Origin of the sequence: Amycolatopsis roodepoortensis (assembly GCF_024628825.1) — a bacterium.
Taxonomy (GTDB): domain Bacteria; phylum Actinomycetota; class Actinomycetes; order Mycobacteriales; family Pseudonocardiaceae; genus Amycolatopsis; species Amycolatopsis roodepoortensis.
The window spans coordinates 7,150,353-7,165,758 of the sequence record NZ_CP102415.1; the positions used below are offsets into that span (position 1 = coordinate 7,150,353).

Sequence of the window (15,406 nt, forward strand, 5' to 3'; positions counted from 1 at the left end):
ATGTATTATACAAGCGTTCAAGACACCTCACCGCCAAAGGAACGACGATGAATCGCTACGTCCTGGGCAACTTCGCCCCGGTCACCGAAGAGATCACCGCCTTCGACCTGCCCGTCAGCGGGAAGATCCCGGACGACCTCGACGGCCGCTACCTGCGCATCGGCCCGAACCCGCTGGGTCTGGAAGACGCGTCGGCGCATATCTGGACCCTCGGGGAGGGCATGGTCCACGGCGTGCGCCTGCGCGACGGCCGCGCCGAGTGGTACCGCAACCGCTGGGTCCGGTCGGCCTCCGTGGCCGACCGGCTCGGGGAACCGCGACGCGGGCAGGTCACCGACGAGCGCCTGGACTTCGCACCGAACGTCCAGGTCGCGGGCCACGGAGGTCGCCTGTACGCGCTCATCGAAGGAGGCCTTGCCCCGTACGAACTGACCGACGAACTCGAAACCGTCGGACCGGCTTCCCTCGGTGTCACGGAACAGGGTTTCGCGGCCAACGCGCACAGCAAGTACGACCACGCCACCGGCGAGCTGCACTCGCTCGCCTTCCGCTACGGCGCGGACTTCGTGCAGCACATCGTGATCGGTCCCGACGGGCGCAACCGGAGCGTCACCGACATCGAGGCGCCGACCCTGCCGTATATGCACGACTTCGCGCTCACTGAGCATTACGTGGTGTTCTACGAGTCCCCGATGGTCTTCGCGCCCGAGCGCCTCGCGACCGGGGTGCCGTTCCACTGGAACCGGGACCTGCCGTCACGGCTGGGCCTGCTGCCGAGAGCGGGCGGGACGGTGCGGTGGTTCGAGACCGCGCCGGTCATGGTCGGCCACACCCTGAACGCCTTCGAGGACGACGGAAACGTGGTGGTCGACGTGGTCGTGCACCCCCGCCCGGTGGACTTCGGCGACGTCGGCGCCTCGAAGCCGGTGCTCGAACGCTGGACCGCGGACCTCGCGGCAGGCCGGGCCACGCGCACGCTGCTGCACGACCGCCCGCAGGACTTCCCGCGCCTGAACGGCCGGTTCGGCGGAAAGCCTTACCGCTACGGCTATTCGGCGGTGGCCGAGCTGTACGCCACGCCGAGCGTCACCGAACCGGACCGGCCGGACGAGGGCTTCAGCAGTGCTCTGCTCAAACACGATCTCCTGACCGGGATCACCGAGGCCCACGAGTTCGGTCGTGACGCGAACGCCGGGGAGACCGTGTTCGTCCCGTCCTCCCGCGCGGCCGTGGAGGACGACGGCTACAACCTCGTCTACGTCCACGACCGCGACCGGGGTGCGGCGGATCTGGTGATCCTGGCTTCGCAGGACTTCACCGGGGAGCCCCTGGCGAGGATCCACCTGCCCGTCCGTGTCCCGCTGGGACTGCACGGCAGCTGGATTCCCGCCGCCTGACACCGGCGCGATGGCTAATCTGGGGCAATGCCGACCGGTGCGCGCGACGTCGAGGTGTTCGAGGCGGCCCGTGGCCGGCTGGAGGCGATCGCGTATCGCCTGCTGGGGTCGGCGACCGACGCCGAGGACGCGGTCCAGGACACGTTCCTGCGCTGGCAGTCCGCCGATCGCGAATACGTCGAGACGCCCGAGGCGTGGCTGACGAAGGTGCTCACCAACATCTGCCTCAACCGGCTCACCTCGGCGCGGGCCCGGCGGGAAACCTATGTGGGCCAATGGCTCCCCGAGCCGGTCTTCGCGGGGGACCGGATGCTCGGCCCGTCCGACACCGCCGAGCAGCGTGAATCGGTCTCCATCGCGATGCTCACCCTGATGGAACGGCTCTCGGCCAGGGAACGCGTCGTGTACGTGCTGCGCGAGGCGTTCGGGTACTCCCACGCCGAGATCGCCGAGGTCCTCGACGTCACCGAGGTGAACTGCCAGCAGATCCACCGGCGCGCCAGGCGGCATCTGGCGGCCGACCGGCGCCGCGTGGAGGTCGACACGGCCGCGGCCCGCAAGATCGTCGAGGAGTTCCTCGCCGCGGCGCTCAGTGGCCGGACCGACGCGCTGGTGCGGATGCTGGCCGACGACGCGATCAGCGTGGGTGACGGCGGCGGCGTGCTCTTCTCGCTGCCGCGGCCCGTCACCGGCGCGGTCCGGGTGGCGAGGTTCCTGCGCGGCCTCTTCAAGCCGAGCGCGGCCAAGTGGTCGTTGATCGGCGGCAAGCCCGAGCTGTTCTCCACCGTCGCCAACGGCATGCCCGCGCTGGTGCTGACGGTGGAGGACAGGCTCGCCGGCGTCGTCTCCCTGGAGGTCACCGCCGACGGCATCGCCGCGGTCCACGCCCAGGTGAACCCCGCGAAACTCGACCGCGCGGCGGGTCAGTGGGGCATCTCCGAGCACGGGGAACCGCTCACCGTCCCCTGGTGACCCGGATCACAGTCCGCCGCTGTCAGGTTTCGTGTCGCTGCCCGGTTCAGGAAGCGAACACCGACCGGACAGGAGTGAGACCATGAAACACCGAATCGTCGTTCTCGGAGCCGGATACGCCGGAGCCAACGCCGCCGGGCGGCTCGCCAAGCGGCTGCACCCCGCCGACACCGAGATCACCCTCGTCAACGCCGACCCCGAGTTCGTCGAGCGGGTTCGCATGCACCAGCTCGCGACCGGCCAGGACCTGAAACCCCGTCTGCTGACCGACGTTTTCGCGGGCACGGGGGTGGGGGTGCGGACGGCGTGGGTCACCGCGGTGGACGCCGAGCGCAAGACCGTCGCCCTCGACGAGGGTGAGATCGCCTACGACACGCTCGTCTACGCCCTCGGCAGCGCCGCCGCCGACAGCGGCGTTCCCGGTGTCACCGAACACGCCCACCACATCGACGGCAAGGGTTCCGCGCTGCGGCTGCGGGAACGTCTCGCCAGCCTCACCGCGGGCGGGACCGTGCTCGTCGTCGGCGGTGGGCTCACCGGCATCGAAGCCGTCACGGAAATCGCGGAAGCCAGGCCGGATCTCGACGTCGCGCTCGCGGCCCGCGGCGGTCTCGGCGATTGGATGAGCGAGAAGGCCCGGCGCCACCTTCGCGGGGCCTTCGAGCGGCGAGGCATCACCTTGTACGAAGACACCGACATCACGAGTGTCGGTCCGGACGGAGCGACGACCGCCGACGGTCGCGGGATTCCCGCCCAGGTGACCGTCTGGACGGCCGGTTTCGCCGTCCATCCCATCGCCGCCGCCACGACTCTGGACGTCTCCGCGACGGGGCAGATCGTCGTCGACGACACGATGCGGTCGGTCTCGCATCCGGATGTCTACGCCGTCGGCGACGCCGCGTTCGCGACGGGCGCGAACGGGACGCCACTGCGGATGTCCTGTGCCTCGGGGGTTCCCACGGCCTACCGCGCGGCCGACGCCATCGTCGCCGGTCTGACCGGCGGCACACTCCCCGAGAACAAGATCGGCTACACCGGCCAGTGCGTCAGCCTCGGCCGCCGCGACGCCGTCGTGCAGTGGGTGACCCCGGACGACCGGCCGAAGGACTCGGCGCTCACCGGCAAGACGGCCGCCCGGCTCAAGGAGATCATCTGCAAGGCCGCGGCCTGGAGCGTCTCGCACCCGACGTCGATGCTCCCCGTGCGCCGCCGCCGGATCGTCGAGACCGCGCAGCCCGTCAACGTGTGACCACCCGCCCCGCCGAACGAAGGAACGATCATGATCCTGCTCACCGGAGCGAACGGCGTCGTGGGATGTCAGGTGAAGAGTGTCCTGGTGCGCCGAGGTGTCGACGTCACCGCGGTCACCCGCGGCGACGGGGACCTGTTCAGTCCTGCCTGGATCGAACCGGCGCTGGAAGGTGTCGAAGCGATCCAGATCAGCCCGCGGGCGACCGGCCCCGGCCTCGAAGAACTGCTGAAGCTGGCGGCCGGACGAGGGGTGCGGCGGGTGGTGCTGTTGTCGGCCACCACAGTCGAGTACCCGGCCGGGGAGGCGCGGTTCGCCGACCAGTTCAAGAAAGCCGAAGAGCTCGTCACGAGCTCCGGTCTGGAGTGGACGGTCCTGCGCCTCGCGGATTTCGCCGCCAACGCGCTGGCCTGAGTGCCTCAGATCCAGGCGGGTGACGTGGTGCGCGGCGCGTACGGACGCGCCGCCACCTCCCCGATCCACGAAACCGACATCGCCGCGGTGGCCGTGCGAGGCCTTCTCGGCGAGCTCCCGGCGGGGTCGGTGTACACACTGACCGGTCCGGGATCGGTGGACCAGCACGAGAAGGTGCGGCTCATCGGCGCGGCCATCGGCCGGGCACTGTCCTTTCAGGAGCTCCCGCCCGAGCGGGTCCGGCAGGGGATGCTCGCGCAGGGACTGCCCGAGGAGGTCCCCGCCCGCCTGCTCGGTTCCCTGGCCGACTACAGCGAGCGTCCGGGCCCCACGACCACCACGGTGGAAGAGCTCCTCGGACGGCCCGCGCTCACGTTCGCGGACTGGGCGCGCGACAACGCGCCGTCTTTTCAGGCCCAGCCGATCCGCTCGTAGAACGGCGTGATCCACGCCCGGAACCGATCGCCGTGGGCTTCCTGGGCGGCGGCCACGACGGCGTCCGGATCCTCGGACGGCGTCAGGCCCCGCCCTCGGAGCCACTCGACGAACAGCTCGTGCGAGCCGCTGTGGTCGTCGTCTTCCGCGCGGTAGTAGTAGGCCGAATCGTGGTCGACCATGATCTCGGCGTCGAAACCCAGCAGCCGCAGGAAATCCGTGAAGTCGCGGGCGATGACGTGCTCGCCGCCCTCGTCGCCGAAGACCACGATCGGCTCTGTCGCGTCGTCGGCCCGCCAGATCGCGTATGTCGAGCCGCTCCCGTTCGCCTGGGCGAACGGGATCAAGCGCGAGAGGAACTCGGGGTCGTCCAGCTCCTGGGGGAAGCGGCTTTTGTCGTCGTAGTCGGACAGCTCGAAACCGTCGGCCAGGTAGTCGCCGGTCGAGTCGTGGAGGTCCTTCAGCTCGTTCAGGACCGGAATCGGGGAGTACACGCGATCACCTTATGCCGCCACGGGCTTCGGCGGCGTCGAGTGCGGGAACGAGGGGGGCGAGCGCGGTGCGGAGCAGGTCGGGCAGGGAGCCGGAAGGTACGACGAGCCCGCCGGTCGTGAGCGGCTGTAGCCATCGCTCGAGTGCGATGCGCACCGCGGCGGTCACGCTCGCCGCGAGCACATGGGCGACGTGTGGCGGGATGTCGACGAGGCGTTCGGTGATCGCGTCGGCGAGGGGGAGTTCGATCGCGCTGGTGGTGTCGGTGAAGGCGGCACGCAACGCCGGACGGGTGGTGATCAGCAGCAGCGCGTCGCGATGGTGCTCGCCCGGGTCGGTGTAGAGCTCGACGATCGCTTCGATCACGGCGTCGGCGAGGCCCGCTTCAGCGGGCCGGGCCGCCACCGCCGCCGCGATGCGTGCTTCCCGTTCGGCGGTGACGGCGGCGACGATGGCCTGCTCGCGGCTGGAGAAGTAGTTGTTGTAGGTCCGGGGCGAGACTCCGGCGGCCTCGGCGATGTCGTCGACGCGCACGTTTTCGGGGCCACGCTCCAGGGCCAGCCGCAGTGCCGCCTCGCGCAAGGTCTTTCTGGTCGCCTGCTTCTTCTGGTCGCGCAATCCGGTCACCGGACGAGTGTCCCACCAAACTTGCGCGGACGCAAATTTGCGTGCACGCAAGTTTCTGCCTAGTCTCGGGCACCACATTCCGACACGAGAGGACCGAACCCATGCGTGCCAAAGGCATCGCCTACGACACCGGCTTCGTCAGGGGCGGCGAGAACTCCCGCGAGAACTTCGATCTCGACCTGGTGAAACGGGAGCTGGCCATCATCCGCGACGACCTGCACTGCAACGCCGTGCATCTCGTCGGCGGCGACCCGGAACGGCTGGAACAGGCCGCCCACCTCGCCGCCGAGCTCGGGCTGGAGGTGTGGTTCTCGCCCTACCCGCTGGAGCTGACGCCCGAGGAGATGCTGGCGTTGTTCGCCGACGGCGCGCGGCGGGCGGAGCGGGTCCGGCGGACGGGAGCCGAAGTCGTGTTCGTCACCGGCGTCGAGCTGAGCCTCATGGACCACGGATTCCTGCCCGGTGACGACATCGCCGAGCGGCTCGAACGACTCTTCGGCAGGCCGCAGAGCCTGGGTGAGCGAGTCGCCGAGGCGAGCGCGCGGCTCAACGACTTCCTCGAGGAGGCCGTGGCAACGGTCCGTGAGCGCTTCCTCGGGAAGATCACCTACGCCTGCATCCCGTTCGAGCGGGTCGACTGGACCCTCTTCGACATCATGGCGGTCGAACTCATCCGGTCCGCGGAGGTGGCCGACCGGTTCCAGGAAGGGGTGCGCGCCCTTGTGGCGCAAGGAAAGCCGCTCGCGATCACCGGCTTCGGCACGGCCACCTGGCGCGGCGCGGGCGAGCTGGCCCCGCGCAGTATGGAGATCGTCGAACACGACGAGATCGGCCGCCCGGTCCGGCTGAACGGGGAGTACGACCGCGACGAGGCCGGGCAGGCCGAGTACCTGCGCGAGCTGCTGGAGATCTTCGACGCCGAAGGTGTCGACGCCGCCTTCGTCTACCTTTTCGCGCTCTCCAACTACCCGCACCGTCCCGACGACCCTCGCCGTGACCTGGACTTGGCCAGCCTCGGCATCGTCAAAGTCCTGGAAAACGGCGACGGCGAAACCTATCCGGGCATGCCGTGGGAACCCAAGGCCGCGTTCGCGGCGCTCGCCGAGTACTACCGCGGCTGAACACGGCCCCTCGGGCTAAGCCGTCGGGCGGCCCGCTCCGGCGTAATCGTCGCCCTGCTTCCGGTAGGTGTGCACCTGCACCGCCTGCCCGGTCTGCGGGGCGTCGATCATCTGCTGGTTCCCGATGTACAGCCCGACGTGGTGGATCTTCGTGTTCGGCTCGCCGTAGAAGATCAAGTCGCCCAGCTGGGGATCGGTCACCTTGTTCACGCTGTGGTACTGCGTGTGGGCGGTGCGCATGAGCTTCACCCCGGCGCTCGCGTACGCGGCCGTCGTCAGGCCGGAGCAGTCGAAACCGGGGTCGCCGCCGCCGGTGCCGTTGCCGCCCCAGACGTAGGGCAGCCCGATCTTGTCGATGGCGAAGTTGACCGCGCTCAGGGCCGCCGCGTTCGGCGGCTGCGGGCTCTGGCCGACCGTGCCGTAGACGTTCACCGTCGCGAGCGTGCGGTGCATCAGCAGCGGCGCGGGCTGCAGGGTGCTCACCGCGTTCCACCACGTCTGGCCCTGGCCGAGGTCACGGCCGCCCGCGCACAGGGCCCGGCCGGCGGTGAGGGTGGCGTCGTCGATGTTCTGCGGATCCGGCTTCCCACCGGTGGCCGAGGCCTGGAACTGGTTCCATACCGGCGGCGTCAGCTGCAGCGGGCCGCTGGCGTTCGCGGACGAGACGACCTTGTTGTAGAAGTCGCGGACCTCGACCGCGCCGAGCGGTTTGGTCAGCACGCCGTCGGCGTTCAGGCCCGAACCGGCGGCGCGGCCGTGGTCGGAGGCGATCTTGCCGAGCGCGGCCAGCGTCACCCAGGAAAGGCGGCAGCCCGGCGTTTCCTTGCTCAGTGTGACGGTGGTCTTCGCGTAGCCGGTCATCGCGCGCAGCGGGATGTCGAGCCAGCCGCTGGTCTTCGACACCCAGGCGTCGAACTCCTGCCCCATCTGCTGCGGGACCTTCGGCTGTTCCTTCGGCATCTCCGCCGGGGCGGACGACGACGACGGCGGCGGCTCGGGCGGAGCCGAGGACTGGACGGCGGCGGCTTCGGTCTTCGGCTCGTCCTTCGGCGCGAAGGTGATGGCGGCGACCAGGGCCGCGGCCGCGACGACCACGGCCGCGCCGATCACCGGAAGTCTGCGGCGGCGCGAGGTTTCCTGCTCCATCACCGGCCCCCGGTGATCCGGCCGAGGACGAAGTCGCGGAAGGCGTCGACGTCGGTGGTCAGCGCGACGTCGATGGTGCGGCCGGGCACGGCCTGCGGGTCGGTGCTTCGCAGCCTTCGCCGGTCTACCAGCGTCGCGCCGCGGGCGGGGCCGAAGCCGCACTCGACGTCCACGGGGTACGCCTCGACGTCGAGGATGCCCGGCCGGATCGCTTCGGCCACCGCGACCGCGTCGTGCATGACCATCCCCGGCATGCCGAGGATCGGGGTGTAGTGCTTCACATACGTCGGGGTCAAGGCTTCGAGCGCCGCGCCGAGCGGGCCGGAGGCGGCGAGTTTGCCGAGCCAGTCCGTGTCGACCGAACACTGGTGCGTGATGTCCAGCGGCACCAACACCGTCGGGATGTCCTCGTCGACCAGCACCCGGCGCGCGGCCTCGGGGTCGCTCCAGATGTTGAACTCGGCCGCCGTGGTGGAGTTCCCCTTGGTCACGCCTCCGCCCATGATGACGATCCGCCCGATCTTCTCGCGGACGTCCGGATGGGCCGCCAGCAGCAGCGCGATATTCGTCAGTGGGCCGATCGGGGCGATGGTCACCGGCTCGTCGGCGGCCTCCAGCAGATCCACCAGCAGGCGGACGGCGCCGCGTTCGTCGAGCGGGCGCTTCGCCTCCGGCAGCGTCCCGGCGTGGCCGGACAGGCCGTCCTGGCCGTGGACGAACCCGGCGGGTTTGGCGTTGTCGTACACCAGCGGCCGCGCGGCGCCGGCGGCGACCGGCACGTCGTCGCGGCCGAAGAGCTCCAGCAGGCGGCGGGCGTTGGAGGTGGTGTGGCTCAGCGGGACGTTGCCGAACACCGTGGTCACGCCGAGGAGTTCGACGTCCTCGGACTGCGCGGCCAGCGCCAGCGCGAAGGCGTCGTCGACCCCCGGGTCGGTGTCGATGATCAGCTTGGTGCCCATGCGCGTGATCCCCTTTGCGGTCGGCGGCCTGAACACAGGTTACGGTCACCGGTATGACGTCCATGTGGGGTGCGCCCGCGCTGTCGCGGCTCCGCGCTTGGGGCCAGGCCCGTCGTGATCCGCGTCAGGCGAAGTTCCTGACCAGGGACTCGCTGCGCTGGGTGCTGCGAAACCGCGCGTACACGCCTTGGTACCTGGTCCGCTACTGGCGGCTGCTGAAGTTCCGGATCGCGAACCCGCACATCATCCTGCGCGGGATGGTGTTCCTCGGCAAGGACGTGGAGATCCACTGCCGGCCCGGCTACGGGCGGCTGGAGATCGGCCGCTGGGTGCACATCGGCGACGGCAACGCGATCCGCTGCCACGAGGGTTCGCTGCGCATCGGCGACAAGGCGGTGTTCGGGCGGCAGAACGTCCTCAACGGCTACCTCGACATCGAGCTCGGCGCGGCCACGCTCGTCGCGGACTGGGTGTACATCTGCGACTTCGACCACGTCACCACCGACATCACCGTCCCGATCAAGGACCAGGGCATCGTGAAGTCGCCGGTACGGATCGGGCCGGACACCTGGATCGGCACCAAGGTCTCCGTGCTCAAGGGCACCCGGGTCGGCCGCGGCTGCGTCCTCGGCGCGCACGCCGTGGTGCGGGGCGAGATCCCGGACTACTCGATCGCCGTCGGTTCGCCGGCGCGCGTCGTCCGGAACCGGCAGGACGACTACGCCGCCGACGCCGCCCGCCGCGAGGCCGTCGCGGATATGGCGCGCAAGGCGAACAAGGCACTGCAGAAGACCCTGGGCGTCGACTCGTAACTCGCGTGATCGAAGGCGTAACTCGCGTGATCAGAGGCGTAACTCATGAGTTACGCCTCTGATCACGCGAGTTACGTTCCTGATCACGCGAGTTACGCGAAAGCTAGCCGCGCAGCTGCTCCCGGACCTCCATGAGCGCGAAGCCCAGGAGGTTCTGGCCGCGCCAGTAGTCGGGGCGGGTGGCGTTCTTGTCCTCGCGGGCGAGGCCGCTGCCCCAGACCAGGTCCATCCTGGACGCCTCGACGATCACCTTGTCGCCCGTGCTCAGCAGGAACCCGCGCTCCTCGGCGTGCTGGCGGAACTTCTCGAGGTTGCCGTCGATGACGATGTCGAAGCGGTGCCGCTCCCAGACCTCGGCGTCGAATCCGGTGACCTCGCGGCCGAGGATCTTGGCGGTCTTGGGGTCCGTCGCCTGACGGATGTTGGCCGCGGCCTCGTGATCGCCGAACAGCTCCGCCTTGCTCGCCATCATGTAGTGCTCGGCGGTCGGGTACCGCTCGCCGCCCGCGACGAACGGCGCGTGCCACCACTGGCTCAGGCAGGCCGCGTTGATCCGGCCGCTCTTGAGCGGGGTGTGGCCGTAGAAGAGCTGGTACTCGGGCTCCGCGCCGCTGTGGACCAGCTCGCGCAACGCATCGAGACTCCGGACTCCGTCGACCTTGCTCACCATGGCGACCAGTGGACCACAGGCCACCGACAAGTCCCTCAGTGGCCCACCGCGGCGGTTCAGACCAGGAAGTGGAACAGCGGGCTTCCCGGTTCCACCCGCTCCACCTGCAGCGGGCTCGCCTCCAGCCGGTGCAGCAGGCCTTCCAGGTCACCGGGCCGCGCGAGTTCGACGCCGATCAGCGCCGGACCGGTCTCCCGGCTGTTGCGCTTCACGTACTCGAACCGCGTGATGTCGTCGTCCGGCCCGAGGACCTCGTCGAGGAACCGCCGCAGCGCGCCGGGCTCCTGCGGGAAACCCACCAGGAAGTAGTGCTTCAGTCCTTCGTGGATCAGGGACCGTTCGAGCACTTCGCCGTAGCGGCTGACGTCGTTGTTGCCGCCGGAGACGACGCACACCACGATCTGCCCGGGGTCGATCTTCACCGCCGTGCCCAGCGCGGCGGTCGCGAGCGCGCCCGCGGGTTCGGCGATCACGCCGTCGGACTGGTACATCGCGAGCATTTCCGTGCAGATCGCGCCCTCGGCGACGTCGGTGAGCTCGACACCGCCGTCGCGGACCAGCGGATAGGTCACCGATCCGGCCTGCGCGACCGCCGCGCCGTCGACGAAGGTGTCGACGTTTTCGAGCCGCACCGGCTCACCGGCCGCCAGCGCGGCCGCCATACAGGTCGCGCCCGCCGGTTCGACGCCGACGATCCGCATCTCCGGCGCCCGTTCCGCGGCCCACGCGGCGATCCCCGCGAGCAGTCCGCCCCCGCCGACCGGCACCACCATCACGTCCGGGATGAACCCGAGCTGCGCGACGACCTCCATCGCGACCGTGCCCTGACCGGCGACCGTCTCCGGCGCGTCGAACGCGGGGACCAGCGTCGCGCCGGTCGTCTCCGCGTCGTGCTTCGCGGCGCTGAAGGCGTCTTCGTAGGTCTCACCGACGACGATGACTTCGATATGCGAGCCGCCCAGCGTCGCGATCCGCTCGCGCTTCTGCCGGGGAGTCGTGCCGGGAACGTAGACGCGGCCGTTCGCGCCGAGCCGTCGGCACGCGTACGCGACACCCTGCGCGTGGTTGCCCGCGCTCGCGCAGACGACGCCGCGCTCCCGGTGCTCCGCGTCGAGCTGGACGATGAAGTTGTACGCGCCGCGGATCTTGTACGAGCGCACGGTCTGCAGGTCTTCGCGTTTGAGCCAGACCCGGGCGTCGACCCGCGCCGAGAGCCGCTCGTTCGGTTCGAGCGGCGTGCGGGTCACCACCCCGGCCAATCGCTTGGCGGCCTCTTCGACCGTTCGGGCGCTCACCGTTTCGATCCCTTGCACGAATGCTGAATGTACTGACCGGCCCCGGCCACGACGGAGAGACGTCCGCTTTCCGCCGGGCACGGTGCAACCGAACCGGGCACGGAGACCGTCTCCCGGTCATGACTCGGTGCTTCGTGCTCGGCCTCGTCGTGCTGCTCACGGCCTGCGGAGCGGAACCTGCCCGCGAAGAACCACCGGCGCCGCTGCCCGTCACCCAGCAGGTGGACTCCGGCACGGCCGCGGCGGTCACCGCCGCCGACGCCTTCGGGCTCGACCTGCTCACCGCGCCGGCGTTGGCGAGCGAGAAGAACCTGGTGCTGTCACCGGCGAGTGTCTCCACGGCGCTGCAGATGGTCGGCGCGGGCGCGATGGGCGACACCGCCGCGCAGATCCGGAAGGTGCTGCGTCTTCCCGGAGACGGACCTCTCGTCCCGCCGGTCGCCGGCCACGAAGACCTGAAGGTGTCGAACACCGCCTGGATCCAGCGGGGCCTCCGGATCAAGCCCGGGTACCGGGACGCGTTGCGTGATCGGTTCGGTGCGGCGACGAGCGACGAGGACTTCGTCACCGACCCCGGCGGCGCCCGCGAGCGGATCAACCGGACGGTGGCGGACCAGACCCAGGGGAGGATCGAAGACCTGTTCCCGGAGAAGTCGATCACCGAGGACACCCGGCTGGTCCTCGCCAACGCGCTGTACCTGAAAGTGCCCTGGGCGCGGGAGTTCCCCCGCGACCTCACCGTGGACGCGCCGTTCACCCGGGCCGACGGGTCGGCGGTGACCGTCCCGATGATGCGCACGGCCCCGGAGATCCAACTGGGTTACGCCGAAGGGCCGGGGTATCAGGCGGTCACGTTGCCTTACCGCGGCGGGCGGCTGGCCTTCACCGTGATCGTCCCGGCCGCGATCGACGCCTTGCGCGGCAAGGGAATCGCCGGCCTGCTCGGCGAGATCCGGCCCGCCACCGTGGAACTGGCCATGCCCAGGTTCACCGTCAGGTCCGCGCTGGACCTGTCGGCGCCACTCAAGGAAGCGGGCATGCCGGTGGCGTTCGGGCCCGCCGCCGACTTCAGCGGCATCACCGACGAAGCCCGGCTAGAGATCGCTTCGGTGCAGCACAAGACCTTCGTCCAGGTCGACGAGGAGGGCACCGAGGCCGCGGCGGCCACGGGGGTCGACGCCCGCGCCGTGTCGGCCGAGCTGCCGCGCACCGTGACCGCCGACCGCCCGTTCCTCTTCGTCATCACCGACACGGCCACCGGGTCGCCGCTGTTCCTCGGGCGGATCGGCGACCCGGTCGCCGGCTAGCGGAACGCGGCCAGATGCGTCCGCGCCCAGGTCGCGAACGGCCGCGGCGCCCGGCCGGTGAGGTCCTGGACGGCGCCCGTGACCGCCGAGTCGTCGAACTCGCCCTCGGCGAAGAAGCGGAAGAAGGCGTCGACGTACTTCTCCGGCATCTCCGCGCTCATCGTCACGCGGGCCTCGGCGTCCGAAAGCGGTTCCAGCCGTAGCTCCCGCCCGAGCAGTTCACTCAGGACACGCAGCCGGTCGGCGGGCCGGAGCGAACCCGGGCCGGTGATGGCGTACGCGAGCCCTTCGTGTCCCGGTGTGGTCAGCGACTCCGCGGCGACGGCGGCGATGTCGTACGGGTCGATCGTCGCCACCGGGACGTTCGCGAACGGCTCGCGGACGACGTCCCCGGCGCGAAGCTGCGGGATCCACTGCAGCGAATTCGACATGAACCCGCTCGGCCGCAGGAAGGTCCACGCCAGCTTCGATGCGCGCACCGCCGCCTCGGCCGCCATGTGCATCCCCGCGACGGCGTTGTCCGCGTGCCCGCCGACGACCGAACGGGACGACAGCAGCGTGACCTGCTCGACGCCCGCGTCGCGCATCACCGCGAGCGCGCCCGGCATGTCCTCGTAGCCGCCGAGCAGGAAGACCGCCCGGACACCCTCCAGCGCGGGCTTCAGGCTCGTCGGCTCGTTGAGATCTCCTGTCACTCCCTCGACGCCGTCCGGCAGCGGCCGCGGCGTGCGGACCAGCGCCCGGACGGGATGCCCGCCGCGCGCCAGGATTTCGGTCAGTTCCGAGCCGACGTTGCCGCCTGCCCCGGTCACCAAGATCATGCGTTTCTCCCCAGTGCGGTGGCCGCCGTCACAGGCCGCGGCCGTCGCCGGTCACCCTGCCAGGGAGATAAGGGCGGCTCAAGGCGCCTTGGGCACCGCCGGGTACGGGACGAACGTGCTGGTGTTCTCGTCGACGGTCAGCTGCTTGCCGATCGTCGGGAACGCGCGCTGCGAACAGGCCGGGCGTTCGCAGACTTTGCAACCCATGCCGATCGGGGTGGCCGCGGCGCGGTCGTCGAGATCGAGCCCGGTCGAATAGATGAGCCGTTTCGCGTGCCGCAGTTCGCAGCCGAGGCCGACGGTGAACGTCTTTCCGGGGCTGCCGTAGCCGCCGATGTTGCGGGACACCGTCCGCGCGACCCAGAAGTAGCTCTTGCCGTCGGGCAGGGTCGCGATCTGGGTGAGGATCTTGCCGGGCTGGGCGAACGCCTCGTAGATGTTCCACAGAGGACAGGCGCCGCCGACGCGGGAGAAGTGGAAACCCGCGGCGGACTGGCGTTTCGACATGTTCCCCGCCCGGTCGACCCGCACGAACGAGAACGGCACGCCGCGGTTCTTCGGACGCTGCAACGTCGAGAGCCGGTGGCAGACCGTCTCGAACCCGACGCCGAAGTGGTCGCAGAGCCGCTCGATGTCGTAGCGGAAGCGTTCGGCGCTCGCCAGGAACGGTCCATAGGGGAGGATCAGCGCGCCCGCGAAGTAGTTCGCGAGCCCGACCCGGGCAAGCGAACGCGCGGCGGGTCCGGAGAACGCCCACGAGTCGGCGAGTTCGGTGATCAGGTCGTCGTATTCCAGCAGCGCGATCTGTGAGGCCATCCGGAACGCCTGCTGCCCGACGCGCAGGCTCGGCGCCAGCCGCAGCACTCGCGGCCCCGGTTCGTAGCGGTGCTGTTCGCCGTTGGTCTCGTCGATGCCCTCGCTCGTGACGTCGACGCCGTAGCGCTGGATCAGCGTCTCCTTCAGCGCCGCGAGCACCTGACCGCGTTGCAGCGGGATGTCGTGCGCCATCCGTTCGGCGCGTTCGTCCAGCTCGGCGACGTAGTTCTCCCGCTCGTAGAAGAAGTCGCGGACCTCTTCGTGCGGCAGCGAGCCTGCCGCGCTGCCGTGCATGCCCAGCCCGTTTTCCGTGGTCAGCGCGGCGGTGTTCTCGACTGCGTTGCGGTAGCTGCGATGCAGTTTGACCAGGGCCTGGGCGATCGTCGGCAGGTTCGTGGCGAGGTCGTTGAGCTCGCTGTTCGTGACGTCCACGCCGAGGACCTCGTCGAGCAGCGCCTCCTTCACATCGGCCACCAGCCGGGCGGTGTCGTTGTTCGCGAAGAACTCGGTGTCCACTCCGAACGCCTGCGTGATGCGAAGGAGCACCGGAACGGTCAGCGGACGCGAGTTGTGCTCGATCTGATTGAGGTAACTGGGTGAGATCTCCAGCACACGAGCGAGATCCGCCTGGCTCATCGACCGGCTTTCGCGCAGATGCCGCAGCTTCGCTCCGGCGAAGGTTTTGTCCACTGAGGCCTCTCTGTCCGCAAGGTTTCCGGGCCTGAACGATTCAGTGAACGGTCAAGCCCGTGGATTTTGCCTCTGGTTGCGAATCGGCGATTCGCAACCTTTGCAAGATGCTACGGAAGCTTCGCAGAAATTGGCAAATTGGAGGCCTGGATCGGATTTCCCCTGTCATGTCAGGGTCTTGGC

The 15,406-nt window shown here is 69.8% G+C and carries 16 protein-coding genes; 8 read left to right on the plus strand and 8 right to left on the minus strand.

Features of this window, described 5'->3' with window-relative positions:
• Positions 1-47: 47 nt before the first annotated feature.
• The 5 genes from NQK81_RS34310 (at position 48) to NQK81_RS34330 (ending at position 4,467) form a co-directional block, all read left to right on the plus strand.
• Positions 48-1,397: a carotenoid oxygenase family protein gene (locus NQK81_RS34310; RefSeq protein ID WP_257484766.1), complete on the plus strand. Its 1,350-nt coding sequence runs from the start codon at positions 48-50 to the stop codon at positions 1,395-1,397.
• Between the two features lie 27 nt (positions 1,398-1,424).
• Positions 1,425-2,369 carry an RNA polymerase sigma-70 factor gene (locus NQK81_RS34315; protein WP_257484767.1) on the plus strand — a complete coding sequence of 315 codons (945 nt, stop codon included), beginning with the start codon at positions 1,425-1,427 and terminating at the stop codon, positions 2,367-2,369.
• 82 nt (positions 2,370-2,451) lie between these two features.
• The gene (locus NQK81_RS34320; RefSeq protein WP_257484768.1) at positions 2,452-3,618 is read left to right on the plus strand and encodes an NAD(P)/FAD-dependent oxidoreductase; all 1,167 of its coding nucleotides are present in this window, start codon (positions 2,452-2,454) and stop codon (positions 3,616-3,618) included.
• A gap of 30 nt (positions 3,619-3,648) precedes the next feature.
• On the plus strand, positions 3,649-4,032 hold the full coding sequence (locus NQK81_RS34325) for an SDR family oxidoreductase (RefSeq protein ID WP_257484769.1): 384 nt from the start codon (positions 3,649-3,651) through the stop codon (positions 4,030-4,032).
• A complete protein-coding gene (locus tag NQK81_RS34330; protein WP_257484770.1) occupies positions 4,033-4,467 on the plus strand; it encodes a Rossmann-fold NAD(P)-binding domain-containing protein in 435 nt (144 codons plus the stop codon).
• On the opposite strand, the gene NQK81_RS34335 is transcribed toward NQK81_RS34330, so the two are convergent.
• Both NQK81_RS34335 and NQK81_RS34340 read right to left on the minus strand, forming a co-directional pair.
• Complete coding sequence (locus NQK81_RS34335; RefSeq protein WP_257484771.1) at positions 4,443-4,961, minus strand: SMI1/KNR4 family protein; 519 nt, start codon at positions 4,959-4,961, stop codon at positions 4,443-4,445. The two genes, NQK81_RS34330 and NQK81_RS34335, sit on opposite strands and share 25 nt — an antisense overlap.
• A 4-nt stretch (positions 4,962-4,965) precedes the next feature.
• A complete protein-coding gene (locus tag NQK81_RS34340) occupies positions 4,966-5,586 on the minus strand; it encodes a TetR/AcrR family transcriptional regulator (RefSeq protein WP_257484772.1) in 621 nt (206 codons plus the stop codon).
• Positions 5,587-5,687: 101 nt separating this feature from the next.
• Between NQK81_RS34340 and NQK81_RS34345 the strand changes: the two genes are divergently transcribed.
• Positions 5,688-6,707, plus strand: a complete 1,020-nt coding sequence (locus NQK81_RS34345) for a hypothetical protein (protein WP_257484773.1) — start codon at positions 5,688-5,690, stop codon at positions 6,705-6,707.
• A 15-nt stretch (positions 6,708-6,722) separates the two neighbouring features.
• Here the strand turns inward: NQK81_RS34345 and NQK81_RS34350 are convergent, their stop codons facing one another.
• Both NQK81_RS34350 and NQK81_RS34355 read right to left on the minus strand, forming a co-directional pair.
• A complete protein-coding gene (locus NQK81_RS34350; protein WP_257484774.1) occupies positions 6,723-7,853 on the minus strand; it encodes a C40 family peptidase in 1,131 nt (376 codons plus the stop codon).
• Complete coding sequence (locus tag NQK81_RS34355; protein ID WP_257484775.1) at positions 7,853-8,812, minus strand: nucleoside hydrolase; 960 nt, start codon at positions 8,810-8,812, stop codon at positions 7,853-7,855. The genes NQK81_RS34350 and NQK81_RS34355 overlap by 1 nt, the downstream gene beginning before the upstream one ends.
• Positions 8,813-8,865: 53 nt before the next feature.
• On the opposite strand from NQK81_RS34355, the gene NQK81_RS34360 reads away from it, so the two are divergent.
• A complete protein-coding gene (locus NQK81_RS34360) occupies positions 8,866-9,624 on the plus strand; it encodes an acyltransferase (RefSeq protein WP_126734537.1) in 759 nt (252 codons plus the stop codon).
• Positions 9,625-9,727: 103 nt separating this feature from the next.
• Here the strand turns inward: NQK81_RS34360 and ybiA are convergent, their stop codons facing one another.
• Positions 9,728-10,294 carry a riboflavin biosynthesis intermediates N-glycosidase gene (gene ybiA / locus NQK81_RS34365; RefSeq protein WP_257484776.1) on the minus strand — a complete coding sequence of 189 codons (567 nt, stop codon included), beginning with the start codon at positions 10,292-10,294 and terminating at the stop codon, positions 9,728-9,730.
• 56 nt (positions 10,295-10,350) lie between these two features.
• A complete protein-coding gene (gene ilvA / locus NQK81_RS34370) occupies positions 10,351-11,607 on the minus strand; it encodes a threonine ammonia-lyase IlvA (RefSeq protein WP_192743037.1) in 1,257 nt (418 codons plus the stop codon).
• A gap of 101 nt (positions 11,608-11,708) precedes the next feature.
• Here ilvA and NQK81_RS34375 point away from each other — a divergent pair, with 101 nt between their 5' ends.
• Positions 11,709-12,896 carry a serpin family protein gene (locus NQK81_RS34375; RefSeq protein ID WP_257484777.1) on the plus strand — a complete coding sequence of 396 codons (1,188 nt, stop codon included), beginning with the start codon at positions 11,709-11,711 and terminating at the stop codon, positions 12,894-12,896.
• Here NQK81_RS34375 and NQK81_RS34380 read toward each other — a convergent pair.
• The gene (locus NQK81_RS34380; RefSeq protein WP_257484778.1) at positions 12,893-13,717 is read right to left on the minus strand and encodes an NAD(P)H-binding protein; all 825 of its coding nucleotides are present in this window, start codon (positions 13,715-13,717) and stop codon (positions 12,893-12,895) included. The genes NQK81_RS34375 and NQK81_RS34380 overlap by 4 nt on opposite strands.
• A gap of 78 nt (positions 13,718-13,795) precedes the next feature.
• Positions 13,796-15,223 carry a short-chain fatty acyl-CoA regulator family protein gene (locus NQK81_RS34385; RefSeq protein WP_125673507.1) on the minus strand — a complete coding sequence of 476 codons (1,428 nt, stop codon included), beginning with the start codon at positions 15,221-15,223 and terminating at the stop codon, positions 13,796-13,798.
• Positions 15,224-15,406 lie beyond the last annotated feature (183 nt).